Here is a 15,793-nt window from a genome sequence, read left to right on the forward strand (position 1 = left end):
TGCCGCCCCCTGACGTTACGCCGTGGCCGCCAGCGGGGCCGTGGACGCGCCGCCATTCTCGATTGCCCAGGTCGCGTTGGTCTTGATCCCGCCCAGCGGGAAGAAATGCACCTGTTCGATTCCAAAGCCGGGGTTGGCGGCCTTATGCGCGGCCAGCTCGGCGATGACCTCGGTCGGCTCGTAAGGCAGCAGCAGCTTGGTGACATCCATGGCGCGCTTTTGCAGCACCTTAAGCGACGGGCCAACGCCACAGGCGATGGCGAACTTGATCAGCGTCTGCAGCTTTGCGGGCCCGGCGATGCCGATATGGACGGGCAGGGTGATGCCCGCCTCCTGCAGCGCGTCGACCCATTCGATGATGGGCCCGGCCTCGAAGGCGAACTGCGTGGCCAGCGCCATCTTGGCGTCGGTGCGCTCGGCGAAGGACTGCTTCCAGCGCAGCGCCTCCATCACGTTCTTGTCCGAGCCGTCCGGGTCGATGTCCTTGTTGCCCTCGGGGTGCCCTGCGACGTGAAGATGCGTAAAGCCCGCCTTGTCGAAGAGCCCGGTCTCCAGAAGCTGCATCGAGCTGTCGAAGTCGCCATGCGGTTGGGCCACGCCCCCCGCCAGCAACAGGGCCTGGCGCACGCCCGCCTCGCCCTGATAGCGCGCGATCCAATCCGCCAAGGTCGCCGCGTCCTGGATGATGCGCGCCGGGAAATGCGGCATCACGTCAAAGCCCTCATCGGCGATCCGCTTTGCGGTCTCGACCATGTCCTCGATGGGCGTGCCCTCGATATGGGCGATGTAGACGCGGGTGCCTGGGGCCAGGATCTCGCGGAAATCCTCTACCTTGGTGGCGGTGCGGGGCATGACCTCGATCGAGTAGCCCCTCAGAAAGGCCTCCACATCCGGGGTGGAGGTCGCAGGCGCGGTCTTCTTGCGAAAGTTCAAAAGGGCCATGGCGGCCTCCATAAAGCTACGGGCGTGTGTCACGCCCATCCGTTGTTGTTGATCAGCGCCTTAAGGCGCTCTTGGTCGTATTCAGCGTCAATGCGGGCGGCCTCTGCGGTGGCCACATCGGCGTCTGCGCCATCCGCCTCATAGGGCGCGGCCTTGCGGAAGCCAGAGAGGTAGTCGTCGGTCTCGGCGGCACCGGATTTCATCGCGGCGCGGTCGATGGCCTGCTCGAAGCGCTCGGGCAGGGGCGCCTTCGCGCCACGCCGGCCCTTGCCGACAATGACCTGCGCAGGCATGTCGCGCCAGTAAACGATGGTGACCTGAGCCATGTGGAGCATCCTATTCGGGTGTTGGCCGCTTCTACGCGGATAAATGGGTCGCTTTGCGCCGATTTTCGACATCTTCGTGCTGAATGGCGACGTAGGGTGAAAAGGCAGCGCAAAAGGCGCGAATTGTATCATTGCTTAACCCAGGCTTAAGCAATGCACCTCTAGGATCTGGCGAGCAACCAAGAAGGAACTGGTTATGAACCAAAACTGCGGGGCCTTGAACCAAGACGGCCGGGCTTTGGGCCCAGACGACCCCGTTTTGAACCAACACTTTGCCGTTTGGAACCAAGACTGCCGGACTTTGAACCAAGACGGACTCGCTCTTTTGCTTTGAGCTTAACGAAATCTTTGCCGAATCGGGGCGAAGATAGGGGCGGGTGGACGGGGGAAACACCGCGAACGGCGCGTTAAGGTTTCATTCATCTTCTATTGGTTGGCGGTCCATGCGGCTTTGCGCACTAATTGCCGCCTCCGCCATTGCATGCCGCACAACGGTCTCGGGTGAGCAAAGCACCGGTATTCCAATATCGGTCATAAGCTCCTCGGCCGCATCATGGACACGTGTCACTTCGGGCGCCAGCTTGGCGAGAAGCTTGTCGAATGTGGCCACATAGACCGTTGCGGTGCGCAGAAACGCGGTCTGAATGGCCGGCAGATAACCGCGGGCAGCACCTTCGAAAGCATGGCCACGAAACTCAGCGCTTGCGCGTGAGGCATTCTGTCGCGTAGCGTCGAACCAACCACGAATTGGAGGGCGATCCTATGGCGCCCAAGCGTCCCGAGGGTGCGGGCGCGTTCCCGAAACCGGTCGAGCCGCCTTCGCCCCAACGCCCTGATCCGGCAGAGCTTTATGCCGCGTTGGATCTGGGAACCAACAGTTGCCGCATGCTGATTGCCCAGCCAAAGGGCAACCAGTTCCATGTCGTTGATAGCTTCTCTAAATCAGTGCAGCTTGGCTCAGGGCTGGAGCGTTCCGGGCGTTTGAGCCGCGCCTCCATGGCGCGCACCGTGCAAGCGCTGCGCATTTGCCGCAAAAAGCTGGAAAAGCACAGCGTGCGCCGGATGCGCCTGGTGGCGACAGAGGCCTGCCGCCGCGCCACCAATGGCGATGAGTTCATGCGGATGATCCGCAACGAGACCGGGCTTAAGCTCGACATTATCATCCCAAAGGAGGAGGCGCAGCTTGCGGTCGTCTCCTGCGCGCCGCTGGTCTCGACCAAGACAGAGCAGCTCTTGGTGGTGGATATCGGCGGCGGCTCGACAGAGCTTGTTTGGATCGACCTCACCAACGTGCCCAAGCTGGACCGGCCCCGCGCGATCATGCGGCTACATAATGGTTTCAAGCCAGGCGACAGCCCTTTCCCGCATGCCAAGGTGGTCGACTGGATCTCGGTCCCTCTCGGCGTGGCAACCCTGCGCGACCAGTTCAACGATGTGGAAGACGACGCCGGGCGATTTGCGTTGATGTCGTGCCATTTCGAGGAGAGTCTGGCGAATTTCTCGCCCTATGACGCGACCCAGCCCAAGGAGGGTTTCCAGATCATTGGCACCTCCGGCACCGTGACGACCGTGGCGGCCAGCCATCTTGGGCTCAAGCGCTATGACCGCAACAAAGTGGATGGGCTGCGCATGACGTCCGAGCAGATCGACAAGGTGATCCGCGAGTATCTCTCGCTGGGGCCGGACGGGCGGCGGCAGGACCCGCGCATTGGTCGTGATCGGCACGCCTTGATTATGTCCGGCGCGGCGATTCTGCAGGCGCTGTTGCGGGTGTGGCCGACAGACCGGCTCTCTGTGGCGGATCGCGGGCTGCGCGAGGGGCTGCTTTATGCGCAGATGAGCGCGGACGGAGTGCTAGAGGACGGGGCCTATTGAGACGCTGGACGGCATTGGTTTTGCCACCGCGCGGCTGCGCGTCGCACCGATGGAGCTGTCTGCCAGCGTAACGGCGGAGGCGGCTCCGATGGTGACGCCGGCGGTGACGGCGCATCTGCCGGAGGATCTCGTCGTAACGGGCGCGGCGGAGCCCGCGGCCTGGCTGGCCCGGCTGGCCGAGCGCAGCACCGTCTGCACGGTGCGTGATCCCGACGCGTTGGTCGGGTTCCTGACATTGGGGGCCGGGTCAGAGACAGAGCTGATGCTGGGCTATCTCTTCGCCGAGCATGCATGGGGCAGGGGCTATGCAAGCGAGCTGGTGGCCGGGCTGCTGGCGCATTTGCGGGCGAAAGACTGGCGCGGCAAAGTCACCGGCGGCGTGGTCGCCAAGAACCCTGCCTCGGCCAAGGTTCTCCTGAAATCTGGTTTTGAGAGGGCGGAGACCGACCCAAATGGCGTCACCTTCTATCGGATAGCACTTTAGCTTGCGCATCAGGCCTGATACGGGAAGCGCATGGCAAAATCGGGGAATACATCAGGGCGCGGGCAGCGCGACTTGCGCACCAGGGTCAAGACCGCGCGGGGGCGCAAGCTGTCCTCAACGCGCTGGCTAGAGCGGCAGCTCAACGACCCCTATGTGAAGCGCGCCCAGACGGACGGCTTTCGGGGGCGTGCCGCGTACAAGATTCTAGAGCTTGACGACAAGTACCGCTTTTTGGTGCCCGGCGCCCGCGTGGTCGACCTGGGCTGCGCGCCGGGCGGCTGGTGCCAGGTTGCCGTGAAGCGGGTGAACGCGCTGGGCGAGAAATCGGGCAAGGCGGTGGGCACAATCCTGGGCGTGGACCTGCAAGAGGTCGAGCCAATCGCGGGCTGCGAATTGCACCAGCTCGACTTCCTCGAAGACGGCGCGGACGACAAGGTCAAGGACTGGCTGGGCGGGCAGGCCGACGTGGTGATGTCGGACATGGCGGCGTCGGCCTCCGGGCATAAGCAAACGGACCATCTGCGCATCATCGCGCTTTGCGAGGCGGCGGCAGAGTTCGCCTTTGACGTGCTTGCTGAGGGCGGCACTTTCGTGGCCAAGGTCCTGGCCGGCGGCACCGAAGGCGACCTGCAAAAAACGCTCAAGCGGCGCTTTGCCAAAGTGGCAAATGTGAAGCCCCCGGCCAGCCGGTCTGACAGCTCAGAGAAATTCGTTGTGGCCACGGGTTTTCACGGTTAGGTCATCTCTCAAAACCCTTCGAGAGGTGAGCAGATGGCCCTGAGTGCATTTAAGAGTTACGATATACGCGGCACGGTAGGCACCGACTTGGATGCCGAAATGTTCTACAAACTGGGCCGCGTCTTTGCCCAGGTGCAAAACCCCGGAACCGTTGTTGTGGGCCATGATGCCCGCGATAGCTCGCCCGAGCTCACCGATGCGATCGCGCGCGGGCTGATGGATGCCGGTGTGGACGTGCTGGATCTTGGGCTATGCGGCACCGAGGAGGTCTATTTCGCCACCGATCACCTGAAGGCCGGTGGTGGCATCATGATCACCGCAAGCCACAACCCGATGGGAGATAACGGCGCCAAGGTCATCGCAGCGGGCGCCCGCCCGATCAGCCGCGCCTCTGGGCTGGCGCTGATGGAAGAGAAAGTCGAGCAGGGCGATCTGGGCGAAAAAGCCGCCAAGCCCGGCGCGCGGCGGGTCGTCGACCCGCGATCCAATTATGTCGAACGCGTGCTCTCTTTCGCCGACATGGGCGCGCTTCGCCCCATGAAGGTCGTCGTCAACGCGGGCAACGGTGCCGCGGGCCCCACCTTCGATGCCATTGCCGCGGCCTTGGCCGACGCGCCCATTGAGTTCATCCGCATCCATCATGCGCCGGACGAGAGCTTTCCCAACGGCATCCCGAACCCCTTGCTGACGGAAAACCGCGCCGCGACCGCAGATCCGGTGCGCGCGCATGGCGCCGATCTGGGCGTCGCCTGGGACGGCGATTTCGACCGCTGCTTCTTTTTTGACGAGACCGGCGCTTTCGTGGATGGCGAATATGTGGTGGGGCTCTTGTCGGCGGCGATCCTTGCGGGCAGCGAGGGGCAGCGCGTCGTGCATGACCCGCGCATCATCTGGAACACGCAGCGCATCGTGGGCGCGGCCGGCGGGCGGGCGGTGGCCTCTTGCACCGGGCACGCGCTGGTCAAAGAAGTCATGCGCGCCGAGGACGCCGTATATGGCGGCGAGATGTCGGCGCATCACTACTTCCGCGACTTCATGTATTGCGACAGCGGCATGATCCCCTGGGTGTTGGTGCTGGCACATATGAGCGCCACAGGCCTGCCCCTTTCGGCGCTGGTGGCGGATATGCGCGCGCAACATCCGTCCTCGGGCGAGATCAATTTCCGGCTTGCAGATGCGGACGCTGCGGTGGCCGCCGTTGAGGCCGAATGCGCGACCGGCGCCGAAATCGACCGCCTCGACGGGCTGTCGGCCAGCTTCGAGGACTGGCGGTTCAACCTGCGCAAGTCCAACACCGAGCCCGTGGTGCGGCTGAATGTCGAGACCTTGGGCGATCCGGGGCTGCTGGCGGAGAAGACTGCGATGCTGCGTTCAGTGATAGAGCGGTTTGCTTGACCGCATTTGGGCTTTGGACCTGCCAAATCTCTTGCAAGAGATTTGCACTTTCCTTCCAAGGAAAGTGGGCCCGCGCGCTGGTAAGAAGTTGCGATAGAGCGAGCATTTTGGGTCGCGCTGAAGAAACTCTTGGAAGAGTTTCGCAATTTTCTTGCAAGAAAATTGCAGCGCGCCAATGCCCGCTTCGGGCCATTTTCATTGCAGTGGTCGCCTTCGCGGACTCACACTAGCTGGAGCGCCATCGGGCTCGCTAAGCGGGGATCTTGTCTTGCATCGGATCCAAAAGCAACGAGACCGGTTGCCAATGAGGGCTTGGCCCGGCGGGCAGGCCGGCCAGCACGCGCGGGCGGAATCTGGCATTCGCAAAGAAGACGTATTGCCGTGCGTCATCTGTGGTGATGACGGTGGCGGGTTGCCCGCGCAGTTTCCGGGCGCGGCCAATGCTGCCAATGCACTCCACCCAGAAGTAACGTTCCACGCCATTCACACGGACGATGCCGGTCGGTAGGGAACCCTCGCCGCTTGTCGCGGCGGGGGTCAGTCGGTCAAGCCCGTCTGTGATGAAGCTCAGCGCCACAACGGGTTGCACCTCAATGGGGAGGATGTTGAGTGCTCCATCCGACCCTTGAAGAGCAACGGCTCTGGCGAAGACCTTCAGCTTGTCCATGGCTTGCCCCTGTATATCCGCGTGATCCGCGGTATTGTTGCCTTTGCAACGCCAGTGGGCGTCTGATCACAGGATTGGCCGTGAATTCGGGCACAATGAGGGCGCGATCGTGGAAACCTGCGGCAATTATTTGGGCGCATTGGCGGCGGGGCCAAAAATCCCCGGCATGTGCGCATCGGGCTTGGGTTTCGCCTTAGCCGCGACTTGCTCCTGGCAGGCGCGCGCCTTAGTCTCGCGCCGTTAGGCAAGTCTCGGGACAGTGATGTTGGATTGGGTCATCTTCGTAAGCTGGGCGGAGTTCGCGCTGCGCTGGTTGCATGTGATCACGGCGATGGCCTGGATCGGGTCGTCTTTCTATTTCATCGCGCTGGATCTTGGCCTGAACCGCGACATCCCCGGCCCGGCGGATGGCGAGGAGTGGCAGGTGCATGGCGGCGGCTTCTATCATATCCAGAAATACTTGGTCGCGCCCAAGGAGATGCCCGCGCATCTGACCTGGTTCAAATGGGAGAGCTATTCGACCTGGCTGTCGGGCGCGGCGTTGATGATCCTGGTCTATTACGCGGGCGCGGAACTTTACCTGATCGACGCCGAGAAAGCCGATTTGGCGGTTTGGCAGGGGGTCGTGATCTCGGCGGTGTCGCTGACCATCGGCTGGCTGGTCTATGATTTCCTGTGCAAGTCGCCGCTGGGCGAGCGCCCCACCGCGCTGATGCTTTTGCTCTTCGTCCTTCTGGTCGTGATGGGCTGGGCCTATGACCAGATCTTCACCGGCCGCGCGATGATGCTGCATCTGGGCGCCTTCACGGCCACGATCATGACCGCGAATGTGTTCCTGATCATCATGCCGAACCAGCGCATCGTGGTGGCGGATCTGAAGGCCGGGCGCAGCCCGGACGCCAAGTATGGCAAAATCGCCAAGCTGCGCTCGACCCATAACAACTACCTCACCCTGCCGGTGATCTTCCTGATGCTGTCGAACCACTACCCGATGGCCTTTGCCACCGAGTGGAACTGGGTGATCGCGGCATTGGTCTTTCTGATGGGGGTCACGATCCGGCATTACTTCAACAGCCTGCACGCCCGCGCGGGGAACCCGCACTGGACCTGGATCGTGACGGTGATGTTGTTTCTGATGATCGTGTGGCTTTCGACGGGGCCGCGGTCGGGCATGCAGGCCGAAGCCGGGGTGATGGGCCCGCGCGCAGAGCGGTTCGCGGCGGCGGAGGGCTTTGACGAGGTCTATGACATCGTGCTGGGGCGCTGCTCGATGTGCCACGCCGCCGAGCCGGTCTGGGACGGGATCCTTTGGCCGCCCAAGGGCGTGATGCTGGAGACCCAGGCTCAGGTGGCGCGCGAGGCAGAGCGCATCTATCTGCACTCTGGCATGAGCCACGCGATGCCGCCGGCCAATGTCAGCTGGATGGAGCCCGAAGAGCGGGCTGCCATCGTGTCTTGGTTCCGTCAGGCGGGCGGCTAGTTAGCCCGCCATACGGTGTGCGGCATCGTTATAGGTCGCAATGCCCAGACGTTCGCGCAGGGCCCGGGGCAGCAGGCGCGGGGTCGAGATACGCAGCAGGGGCATCTCTTTAATCATCCGCTCGGCGCCAAAGGTCTCTAGATACTCGGCGTAGTTGTCGTAATTCCTGCGCCCGGTCGTGTCGATGAAGGTCTCGGACGGAGCACCCTCTGCAAGGATCACGTCATGGGCCTCTGTCTCTACATGGTAGACGGTGAAGCGGCTTGGCAGGTCCGATGCCGGAATGCGCGTAATCGTGGTGCCGTTCACCAGCGCGGAGGCGTTCACGACCATGCCGTCAAGCACCATGCCATGGTCGCCGGTGACGGTCAGATCCGCCGTTGGTAACCCGTCGCCAAGCGCGCCCGCCGTGATTCTAACCATATTCTGGGCGGCCTCACCTTGGAACTGGCGGCGTATCGTCTGACGTCCAACCCATTTAACGGGTTCGTCATTGCCCTGGGCGGTGATCACTCGGTGGGCATTGGTCAGGGCCTCGACAGCAATCTCGCCCTCGGTCGTGCGGATCTTCGTGCCCGCGGCGAAGCAATGCGTGAACGAGTTTAAACCATTAGGTCCGGAGAAAAAGACTCGTCCACCTTCACCGATAATCGTGCCATCGAGTGTGTTTGGGAATACGACGACGCTTGCGGCAAGTCCGAACGGAATCACAATGTTGATATCACCCAGGTCGCCGCCTGTGCCGGTCACCATTGGGAAATCCATCTGCACCACGCCGCCGAAGGTGTGCACGTCAAGCGTCACGAATCCCGCGTAATTGTTGCCCGAACCGGTCAGGTCTTCGCCGTCAACAAAGGTGGTGTCGGCGTCCATATAAACTAGGTTAAACGGGTCGGTGAGCCCGGCGCCAGTCGTCAGTATGGCCATGTTGTTGGTGTATTCGTAGATCGCGCCAACCGTATAATCAGCCATCTTTCCCCCAAAATCTTGTTTTTGATATCAGAAAGCTAAAAATCTTTGGACGCGTGGATCAAGCGCAGAAAGGGAGGATTTGTGTTAAATGTGAATCCGTGAAGCAGTTTTGCAACGAAATTGCTGACTTTACCTTTTTTGAGCCGAAGTTGACTACCCGGTGAAGCGCCACCGAGTCCTTTGAACCCAAGTCTCTCCTGGGTGTGTTTCGATACGTGGGAATGCGGGATTATGCGGCGCATCGGGCCAGAACTGCGCCTCAAGGGCCAGGCCCGCATAGTCTAGAATGTGACCATCAAAGATCTGCAGACCAGGCTCTGTCGTGGCCATTGTCATCTCCACCCCGGTAGGCCCCGTCAGTGTGGCGACGTCGCGCAGCGGCTGGCGGGCATCGGAGAGGCACAGATTGTTGTCCAACAGGCCCTCGTCGCCCGCTTCGATCGCCCGCGGCTGGCGATAGTCGAACCGTGTGCCGGCGACGGGTGCGATCTCTCCGGTGGGGATGTTAGCGTCACCGGCCGGCAAGTAGCGGTCCGCGTGCACCTGCAGAAGATGCCCGCGCGTGGTCGGCTCTGGGCCGAGGTTCCAATAGCTGTGGTTGGCCAAGTTGAGGATCGTGGGCGCGTCTGTCCTTGCGGTCAATGTCAGGGTTAGGGCGTTATCCTCAAGCGCGAAACTTGCCTGGATGTCGCGGTGCCCCGGAAAGCCGCCCTCGCCATCGGGCAGTTTGACGCAAAGCGTGGCGCTTGTCTTGGTATGGTCCGTGACCTCCCACAGCTTGGCGTGCACCGCCGCGCTGCCGCCATGCAGCGTGTGCGCGCCAAGGAAGTTCCTGTCGAACTGATGCCTGCGCCCGGCGATCTCGGCCCGCGCATTGGACATACGGTTGGCGACCGGGCCCATGATCGTGCCGAGATGGAACAGTTTGCCCTCATAGGGCGCCAGGTTGTCGCGGCCGACCGTCAGATCATGCGGCACCCCGGCCAGGCGAACGCTGTGCAGCCCCGCACCAAGCGTCAGGAGAGAGATGCGAAGCGTGCCGTTGTCCAGCCCCAGCCGATGCACGGGCTGGCCCGTCTTGGTTGTGCCAAAAACCTCGATCATAGGTCCTCCCAATGCACGCCCGCCGCGGGGATCGTGCGCCCTTGATGGGTCACCGGCGCGGCATTGTAGTTGAAATAGAAGCGATGCGTGGCAGTGTCGCGAACGCGCAGCCCCTCGGGCAGGGGCGTCGTCTCTACCCCGGCTTGCTGGCAAAGCCTGCTCAGGAGCTCCGCGGCCAGGTCGCCGTCCGGCCATCCCGCCAGGTAGAAGCAGTTGTTCGCATGAACCACGACCGGCTGCCCTTCGGCGGTAGAGACCAGCCGCTCCGCTTTGCCCTCAAGATGCTCGAACCACTTGTGGATGTGCCCCGCGCCGACGGGGATGTTCGCGCCGGGCGGCAGGCTCTCGACCAGGCTGACGCGGGCATCCAGTCCGGGGATGTTCGGCGGCAGCGGGGCGGGGATGGACATCTCCTCGGTCTTGGCGTTGCTGCGGGGGCCGATGAGCGAGGTGTGTGTTGGGTCGGAGAGGGCCTGCATGAGCCGGTCGGGCAGGGTCGCAAGCCCCGGCGCAAGCACCAGGCGGTAATTCGCGGCGGCGTCGGTGTCGGGCGGCAAGATGTCCACGGACAGGCCCAGGCGCCGCAGCGATTTGTACATATCGAACACAAGGTTGAAATAGTGAAAGTCCGCGCCCTGCGGCTGCGTCTCCCAAGCCCAGGCAGAGGCGTAGTCGAAGATGATGGCGACCGGCGCGCGTGATTGGGCGGTTTCCAGGTCCTCCATTTCCTGCGCGACTTGGCAGGCCTCAGCCAGTGCTGGCGCATCTGCGCTGTCGGGGCGCAGCAAGCCTGCATGCTGCTGCTCCTGCGCGAAGGGCGCCTGCCTCCAGCGGAAATAACACACCGCCTCGGCCCCATGCGCAAAGGCCTCCCAGGCCCATAGCCGGGCCATCCCGGGAAGCGGCGCGGGGTTCCATGGCGCCCAGTTCACCGGGCCTGGCTGCTGCTCCATCACCCACCAGCGGCCGCGACCCACGGCGCGATAAAGGTCGTGATGGAACGCCTGGCAATCCGGATCACCCTGCCGCAGGAAGCGCAGCTTGTGGTCCTCCGGCGCGTCCAAACGGTCCGACAAGAACCCAATCGGGTAGCTGTCCCAGCTGGCGATATCGAGATCGGCGCCCACATCGAAATGGTCAAAATCCAACACCCGGCCCATATAGTTGTGGATCAGCGGCGCATCGGTGTGGCGCCGAAGGATCTCGGCCTGCGCGCGATTGAAACGCACAACCTGCTCGCTAGAGAACCGCCGGAAGGCCATCACATGGGCGGGGTTGGGCTCGGTGACGGCAAGGTTAGGCAGGTCGATCTCGTCAAAATCGGCGTAATCCATCGACCAAAATACGTTGCCCCAGGCGCGATTCAGGGCGTCGGGCGATTGATAGCGCTGGGCGCACCAGTCGCGGAAGGCATCTTGCGCGGCCGGGGAGTAAGACAGCGTTGTGTCATGGCAGCCGTACTCGTTGTCGATCTGCCAGGCCTGCACGTGCGGGTTATGCCCGTAGCGCTCGGCCAGAAGCGTGACGACCCGGCGGCATTCCGCGATGTAACCTTGATGCGAGAAGCAATAGTGCCGCCGCGACCCAAACTTGCGCGGCCTGCCATCGGCATCGGCGGCCAGCATGTCGGGGTGTTTTGTCAGCATCCAGCGCGGCGGCGTTGCGGTGGGCGTGCCCAGCACGACGCGCAGCCCGGCGCCGCCAAGCACGTCAATCGCCTTGTCCAGCCAGTCGAATTGCAGGTCGCCGGGGCTTGGTTCCAGCCGCGACCAGGCGAACTCACCAATACGCACCCAGGTTAACCCGGCATCAACCATCCTTGTGGCATCATCCTGCCAGACGTCCTCGGGCCAGTGCTCGGGGTAGTAGCAAACACCAAGCGCCGGGGTCATGTGCGGCCTCGCGGGGCGAGTGGGAATGGAGGATTGAATGGACCAGCCAATGACCAAATTCTGGGAGGTGAGACAGGCTCAACTTTCATCAGTGTAAACCTCGAATTTACCGAATCGGCTCAGGGTTAGGGGCGGTAGGGAGGGGGAAACTCGGTCAGTTTTTGGCGCGAGCACCCTTTACTATTGTACTCTTCGTCACAGAATTACCCGATGCTCTGTCTGGCCTCTCGTTTCGGTCTGCAACATGAAAGTCTGTCCATGGGCGGGTTCTTTGGCGCAAATCTCAGGGGCCAAGTCCTGGCAAGCCGACGATATGTATAGCGTGGTCATATCCTCGCCGCCAAACCCAGGGCAGGTCGTGTGGCGCGCCGGGACCGCATGTTCGGTCAGCAAAGCGCCATCCGCGCCATAGACCGCCACGCTGCCGCCCTTGTAATGCGTGTTCCACAAGGTCCCATCCGCGGCGCAAACCATCCCGTCGATCAGCCGCCCTTCGTGATGCAAGAACAGCTCTGGATCGCCGACCGGCCAGCCCTGCGCATCCAAGCGCACACGCCAGATCTTGCCGTCGCGCGTGCCCGAGAAATAGGCCGTCCCACCGTCGGGCGTAAAGCACATGGCGTTCGGCACCGTGACCGGCGCAAATAGCATCCGCAGCTCGCCGCGATAGTAGCGGTAGATCGCGCCGGGGCGGTCATTGCCGCGCTTGGCCATCGTGCCGATCCAGAACCCGCCCTGCGGATCTGCGCGCCCGTCATTGGACCGCGATCCGGGATCTTGCGCCTCAAGATGCGCCACGAAAGTCTCGGCGCCGGTCTGGAGGTTGAACTCAAAGAGCCGCGTCTCGGAGGCGATCAGCAACGTGTCGCGCCCTGTCCATCCGGCGGCAGAGACGTTTTCCTCGAATTGCCAGGTCAGCGGTGTGTCGCCGTCGCGGCCTAGAAGTTGGTTTGCAAGGATGTCGAACCAAAACAGCTGTTGCCGTTCGGGGTGCCAAAGCACCCCTTCGCCCAGGCGGCATTGGCGTTCGTCATATACTCTCATCCGATGGCCTCGTCATAGGCGGCGACCGTGTCGCGGGCGCGGGCTCCGATCTCTGCGGCGCTCATGCCGGGTTTGTAAAGTGACGACCCCAGGCCGAACCCATCGGCGCTGGCCGCGATCCAGTCCGCGAAATCCTCTGGGCCGACGCCGCCCACGGCGTAGACTTGGGCGCCCGGCGGCAGCACGGCGCGGATCGCCTTTAGCCCGCCGGTGCCCATCATCGAGGCCGGAAAGATCTTTAGCCCCGTGGCGCCCCAGCGCAGCGCATCGAAGGCCTCGGTTGGGGTGAAGACACCCGGAAAGCTCTGCATGCCTAGGTTAACGGTGGCCTCGATCACCTCTTGGTTTGCGTTGGGCGAGACCACAAGCGTGCCGCCCGAGCGGTAGACATGCGCGACCTCCTCGGCGGACAGGACCGTGCCCGCGCCGATCTGCGCCACATCGCCAAACGCCTTTGCCATGGCCGCGATGCTGGCCTGGGGATCCGGCGAGTTCAGCGGAACCTCGATGCGTGAGATCCCGGCCTCGATCAGCGCCGCGGCGGCCGCTTCGGCTGCATCCGGTGCGATCCCGCGCAGGATGGCAATCAATGGGCGCATGTCACTGTCCTTTCATGTAAATTTCTGTGAGCCCGGCGAGCGCCAGAGCGTCGCCCGCAGCCTCTCGTGGCGCCAAGCCCTGCAAACGCAGCGCGGCGGCGTAATGCGCGGTCAGGCTGGGATCGCCCAAGACGGCCACGTCCTGGCCCAGCCAATAGGGGCGGGCGGCGGCAAGCTCGGCCCCAATAAGCAGGCCGGACAGCCGCGCCTTTGCCGCCTCTGGGGTTTGCGGCCCAACCAGGCCCGCCGCGCGCAGCCCAAAGAGCTCTGCGGCCAGGCGCTCAGGCCGCGACAGCGTTTGGCCGACGGCGTCCGCGAAGGCCTCCGCGTCCCAGCCGTCTGCCCCCACGGAGTGCCGCAGGACCGAGTGCTGAGACAAAAGCGCAAACAGCTCTCCGGACATGAAGGTGCGAAAGCTGACGACCTCTGCGGCGCTGATATGCACCCATTTGGTATGCGTGCCGGGCAGGCAGAGGATGCCGTCGAAATCGGGGTTCTGCGCGAGGTAGCCGGCGATCTGCGTTTCCTCGCCGCGCATCACATCGGGCGGTTCGGCCTGGCAGATCCCGGGCGCGATGCGCATGTCCAGCCTTGCGTCCTGCGTGGGTGCCTTGGTGAGCGCGTCGGGCGCGGTGACCAGGCAGGGGACGGGGCGATAGGCGGCCTCGACCCAGCCCTGTCGGGCGCCGACCATGCCGCAGGCGATCACCCGCGTGGGGCCCTCGATCCAATCGCCGATCAGGTCCATCAGGGCAGGTTCGAAGGCGCCGGGCGTCAGCCCGCCCATGCCCTGCTCGGACTGCTCGAAATCGACCTGGACCGCGCCGCGCATCGCCCAGGCCCGTAAATTGGACGTGCCCCAATCCACTGCCACCCAGTTTGCCACAGCTCGATCCCCTTGAATTGCTTGCGCGGCGGGGCGTGATGCCCCGTTATCCACTGGCCGTAAGGTCGGCCAATTCGCGACCTGCCGCAAGGGCGCCTTGGCGTCTCTTTTGCCGCAGCGGGGCGCGAGGCGGGCAATTCTCGCAGGGCTGAGGGGATTGCGGCAATGCGCTGGCGCTTCACCGCGCCCGTGCTAATGTTGTGCGTGGGCGGCGCGCGCTAGGGCACCTCGTCGCAGCAACAACGCCATATGCGCAAGGAGAACTAATATGGGCATCACTTATCTGCACACAATGGTCCGGGTGAAGGACCTGGAGGCATCGAAGGCCTTCTACGAGCTTTTGGGCCTTGAAGAGACGCGCCGCCATGACAGCGAGGGCGGGCGGTTCACGCTGCTTTTCATGACCCCGCCGGGGCAAGAGAACGCGCATGTCGAGCTGACCTATAACTGGGATGGCGATGATGGCCTGCCCTCGGACGGCCGGCATTTTGGGCATCTGGCCTACGCGGTGGACAACATCTACGACATGTGCGCCAAGCTTCAGGAGGCCGGGGTTGTGATCAATCGCCCGCCGCGCGATGGGCGTATGGCCTTTGTGCGCTCGCCCGATAACGTGTCGGTGGAGCTGCTGCAGGCGGGCGATGCGCTGGAGCCTGCCGAGCCCTGGGCCAGCATGGGCAATACCGGCCATTGGTAAGGCTGGCGCTCGCGATCCTGCTTTGGGCAACGCCAGCGGCGGCAATGGAGTGCCGCTTGGCGCTGCTTCTGGCGCTGGATGTGTCCTCTTCGGTGGATGCCGAAGAGGACGCGCTCCAGCGCCGCGGGCTCGCGCGGGCGCTATCCTCGCAGGACGTGCAAGCCGCGATCCTGTCGGTGCCGGGCCAAAGCGTGGCGCTTGCGGTCTATGAGTGGTCCGGGCGCTACCAGCAATTCGTGACGCTGGACTGGCGGCTTTTGTCCACCTCCTCTGATATCCTCACGGCGGCGGCGGATATCTCTGGCTCGCGGCGTCCGCACCGCGAGTACCCGACCGCCATTGGCTATGCCATTGGATATGCCGCGGCGCTTTTTGCTAAGGCGCCGCCCTGCCAGGCGCGCACGCTTGACGTCTCCGGCGATGGCAAGAACAACGAGGGCTTCCCGCCGCGGCTGGCCTACGCCAATTTCCCGCTGGAGGACGTCACCGTCAATGGGCTGACCATCGGTGGCCAGTCTGATGACCTGGCGGGTTACTACTTGCGCGAATTGATCCGCGGGCCCGGTGCCTTCGTGGAGGAGGCAAGCGATTTCGCCGATTTCGAACGCGCGATGCAGCGCAAGCTGGTGCGCGAGACGCGGGCCCTGGCCATTGGCATGGCGCCCCTGGCGGGCGCTGGTTCGGGCGGCTAG

At 63.5% G+C, this 15,793-nt stretch carries 17 protein-coding genes; 7 read left to right on the plus strand and 10 right to left on the minus strand.

Annotation, left to right across the window (positions count from 1 at the left end; all coding sequences use genetic code 11):
* Window positions 1–15 precede the first annotated feature (15 nt).
* From AIOL_RS06270 to AIOL_RS25825, 3 genes are all read right to left on the minus strand, one after another.
* The gene (locus AIOL_RS06270) at window positions 16–942 is read right to left on the minus strand and encodes a methylenetetrahydrofolate reductase (protein WP_049645288.1); all 927 of its coding nucleotides are present in this window, start codon (window positions 940–942) and stop codon (window positions 16–18) included.
* A gap of 29 nt (window positions 943–971) precedes the next feature.
* Window positions 972–1,268 carry a virulence factor gene (locus tag AIOL_RS06275; protein ID WP_049645289.1) on the minus strand — a complete coding sequence of 99 codons (297 nt, stop codon included), beginning with the start codon at window positions 1,266–1,268 and terminating at the stop codon, window positions 972–974.
* Between the two features lie 415 nt (window positions 1,269–1,683).
* Complete coding sequence (locus AIOL_RS25825) at window positions 1,684–1,878, minus strand: hypothetical protein (protein WP_049642202.1); 195 nt, start codon at window positions 1,876–1,878, stop codon at window positions 1,684–1,686.
* 152 nt (window positions 1,879–2,030) lie between these two features.
* Between AIOL_RS25825 and AIOL_RS06285 the strand changes: the two genes are divergently transcribed.
* The 4 genes from AIOL_RS06285 to AIOL_RS06300 are packed head-to-tail and all read left to right on the plus strand — an operon-like array spanning window position 2,031 to window position 5,760.
* The gene (locus tag AIOL_RS06285) at window positions 2,031–3,143 is read left to right on the plus strand and encodes a Ppx/GppA phosphatase family protein (protein WP_049642203.1); all 1,113 of its coding nucleotides are present in this window, start codon (window positions 2,031–2,033) and stop codon (window positions 3,141–3,143) included.
* 49 nt (window positions 3,144–3,192) lie between these two features.
* Window positions 3,193–3,627 (plus strand): GNAT family N-acetyltransferase, encoded by a 435-nt coding sequence (locus tag AIOL_RS06290; RefSeq protein ID WP_049642204.1) that lies wholly within the window; start codon window positions 3,193–3,195, stop codon window positions 3,625–3,627.
* 30 nt (window positions 3,628–3,657) lie between these two features.
* Window positions 3,658–4,365, plus strand: coding sequence for an RlmE family RNA methyltransferase (locus tag AIOL_RS06295; protein ID WP_049642205.1), 708 nt, complete (start codon window positions 3,658–3,660; stop codon window positions 4,363–4,365).
* 33 nt (window positions 4,366–4,398) lie between these two features.
* Window positions 4,399–5,760, plus strand: coding sequence for a phosphomannomutase/phosphoglucomutase (locus tag AIOL_RS06300; RefSeq protein ID WP_049642206.1), 1,362 nt, complete (start codon window positions 4,399–4,401; stop codon window positions 5,758–5,760).
* A gap of 250 nt (window positions 5,761–6,010) precedes the next feature.
* On the opposite strand, the gene AIOL_RS06305 is transcribed toward AIOL_RS06300, so the two are convergent.
* Window positions 6,011–6,427 (minus strand): hypothetical protein, encoded by a 417-nt coding sequence (locus AIOL_RS06305; protein ID WP_152912397.1) that lies wholly within the window; start codon window positions 6,425–6,427, stop codon window positions 6,011–6,013.
* A gap of 262 nt (window positions 6,428–6,689) precedes the next feature.
* On the opposite strand from AIOL_RS06305, the gene AIOL_RS06310 reads away from it, so the two are divergent.
* Window positions 6,690–7,907, plus strand: coding sequence for a urate hydroxylase PuuD (locus AIOL_RS06310; protein WP_049642208.1), 1,218 nt, complete (start codon window positions 6,690–6,692; stop codon window positions 7,905–7,907).
* On the opposite strand, the gene AIOL_RS06315 is transcribed toward AIOL_RS06310, so the two are convergent.
* The 6 genes from AIOL_RS06315 to AIOL_RS06340 form a co-directional block, all read right to left on the minus strand.
* Complete coding sequence (locus AIOL_RS06315; RefSeq protein WP_049642209.1) at window positions 7,908–8,879, minus strand: Hint domain-containing protein; 972 nt, start codon at window positions 8,877–8,879, stop codon at window positions 7,908–7,910.
* Window positions 8,880–9,032: 153 nt separating this feature from the next.
* Window positions 9,033–9,983 (minus strand): aldose epimerase family protein, encoded by a 951-nt coding sequence (locus AIOL_RS06320; RefSeq protein ID WP_152912398.1) that lies wholly within the window; start codon window positions 9,981–9,983, stop codon window positions 9,033–9,035.
* Window positions 9,980–11,875, minus strand: coding sequence for a beta-galactosidase (locus tag AIOL_RS06325; protein ID WP_049642210.1), 1,896 nt, complete (start codon window positions 11,873–11,875; stop codon window positions 9,980–9,982). The genes AIOL_RS06320 and AIOL_RS06325 overlap by 4 nt, the downstream gene beginning before the upstream one ends.
* A gap of 195 nt (window positions 11,876–12,070) precedes the next feature.
* On the minus strand, window positions 12,071–12,919 hold the full coding sequence (locus AIOL_RS06330) for an SMP-30/gluconolactonase/LRE family protein (protein WP_049642211.1): 849 nt from the start codon (window positions 12,917–12,919) through the stop codon (window positions 12,071–12,073).
* Complete coding sequence (locus AIOL_RS06335) at window positions 12,916–13,518, minus strand: 2-dehydro-3-deoxy-6-phosphogalactonate aldolase (protein ID WP_049642212.1); 603 nt, start codon at window positions 13,516–13,518, stop codon at window positions 12,916–12,918. Before AIOL_RS06335 ends, AIOL_RS06330 begins: the two co-directional genes overlap by 4 nt.
* Window position 13,519: 1 nt before the next feature.
* A complete protein-coding gene (locus AIOL_RS06340; protein WP_049642213.1) occupies window positions 13,520–14,404 on the minus strand; it encodes a 2-dehydro-3-deoxygalactonokinase in 885 nt (294 codons plus the stop codon).
* Between the two features lie 268 nt (window positions 14,405–14,672).
* Here AIOL_RS06340 and AIOL_RS06345 point away from each other — a divergent pair, with 268 nt between their 5' ends.
* Together AIOL_RS06345 and AIOL_RS06350 are read left to right on the plus strand one after the other, a co-directional pair.
* Window positions 14,673–15,101: a VOC family protein gene (locus AIOL_RS06345; RefSeq protein WP_049642214.1), complete on the plus strand. Its 429-nt coding sequence runs from the start codon at window positions 14,673–14,675 to the stop codon at window positions 15,099–15,101.
* A gap of 56 nt (window positions 15,102–15,157) precedes the next feature.
* The gene (locus AIOL_RS06350) at window positions 15,158–15,793 is read left to right on the plus strand and encodes a DUF1194 domain-containing protein (RefSeq protein WP_326973082.1); all 636 of its coding nucleotides are present in this window, start codon (window positions 15,158–15,160) and stop codon (window positions 15,791–15,793) included.

The sequence above is a fragment of the Candidatus Rhodobacter oscarellae genome (assembly GCF_001078595.1).
In the GTDB taxonomy this organism is placed as follows: Bacteria; Pseudomonadota; Alphaproteobacteria; order Rhodobacterales; family Rhodobacteraceae; genus Rhodobacter_B; species Rhodobacter_B oscarellae.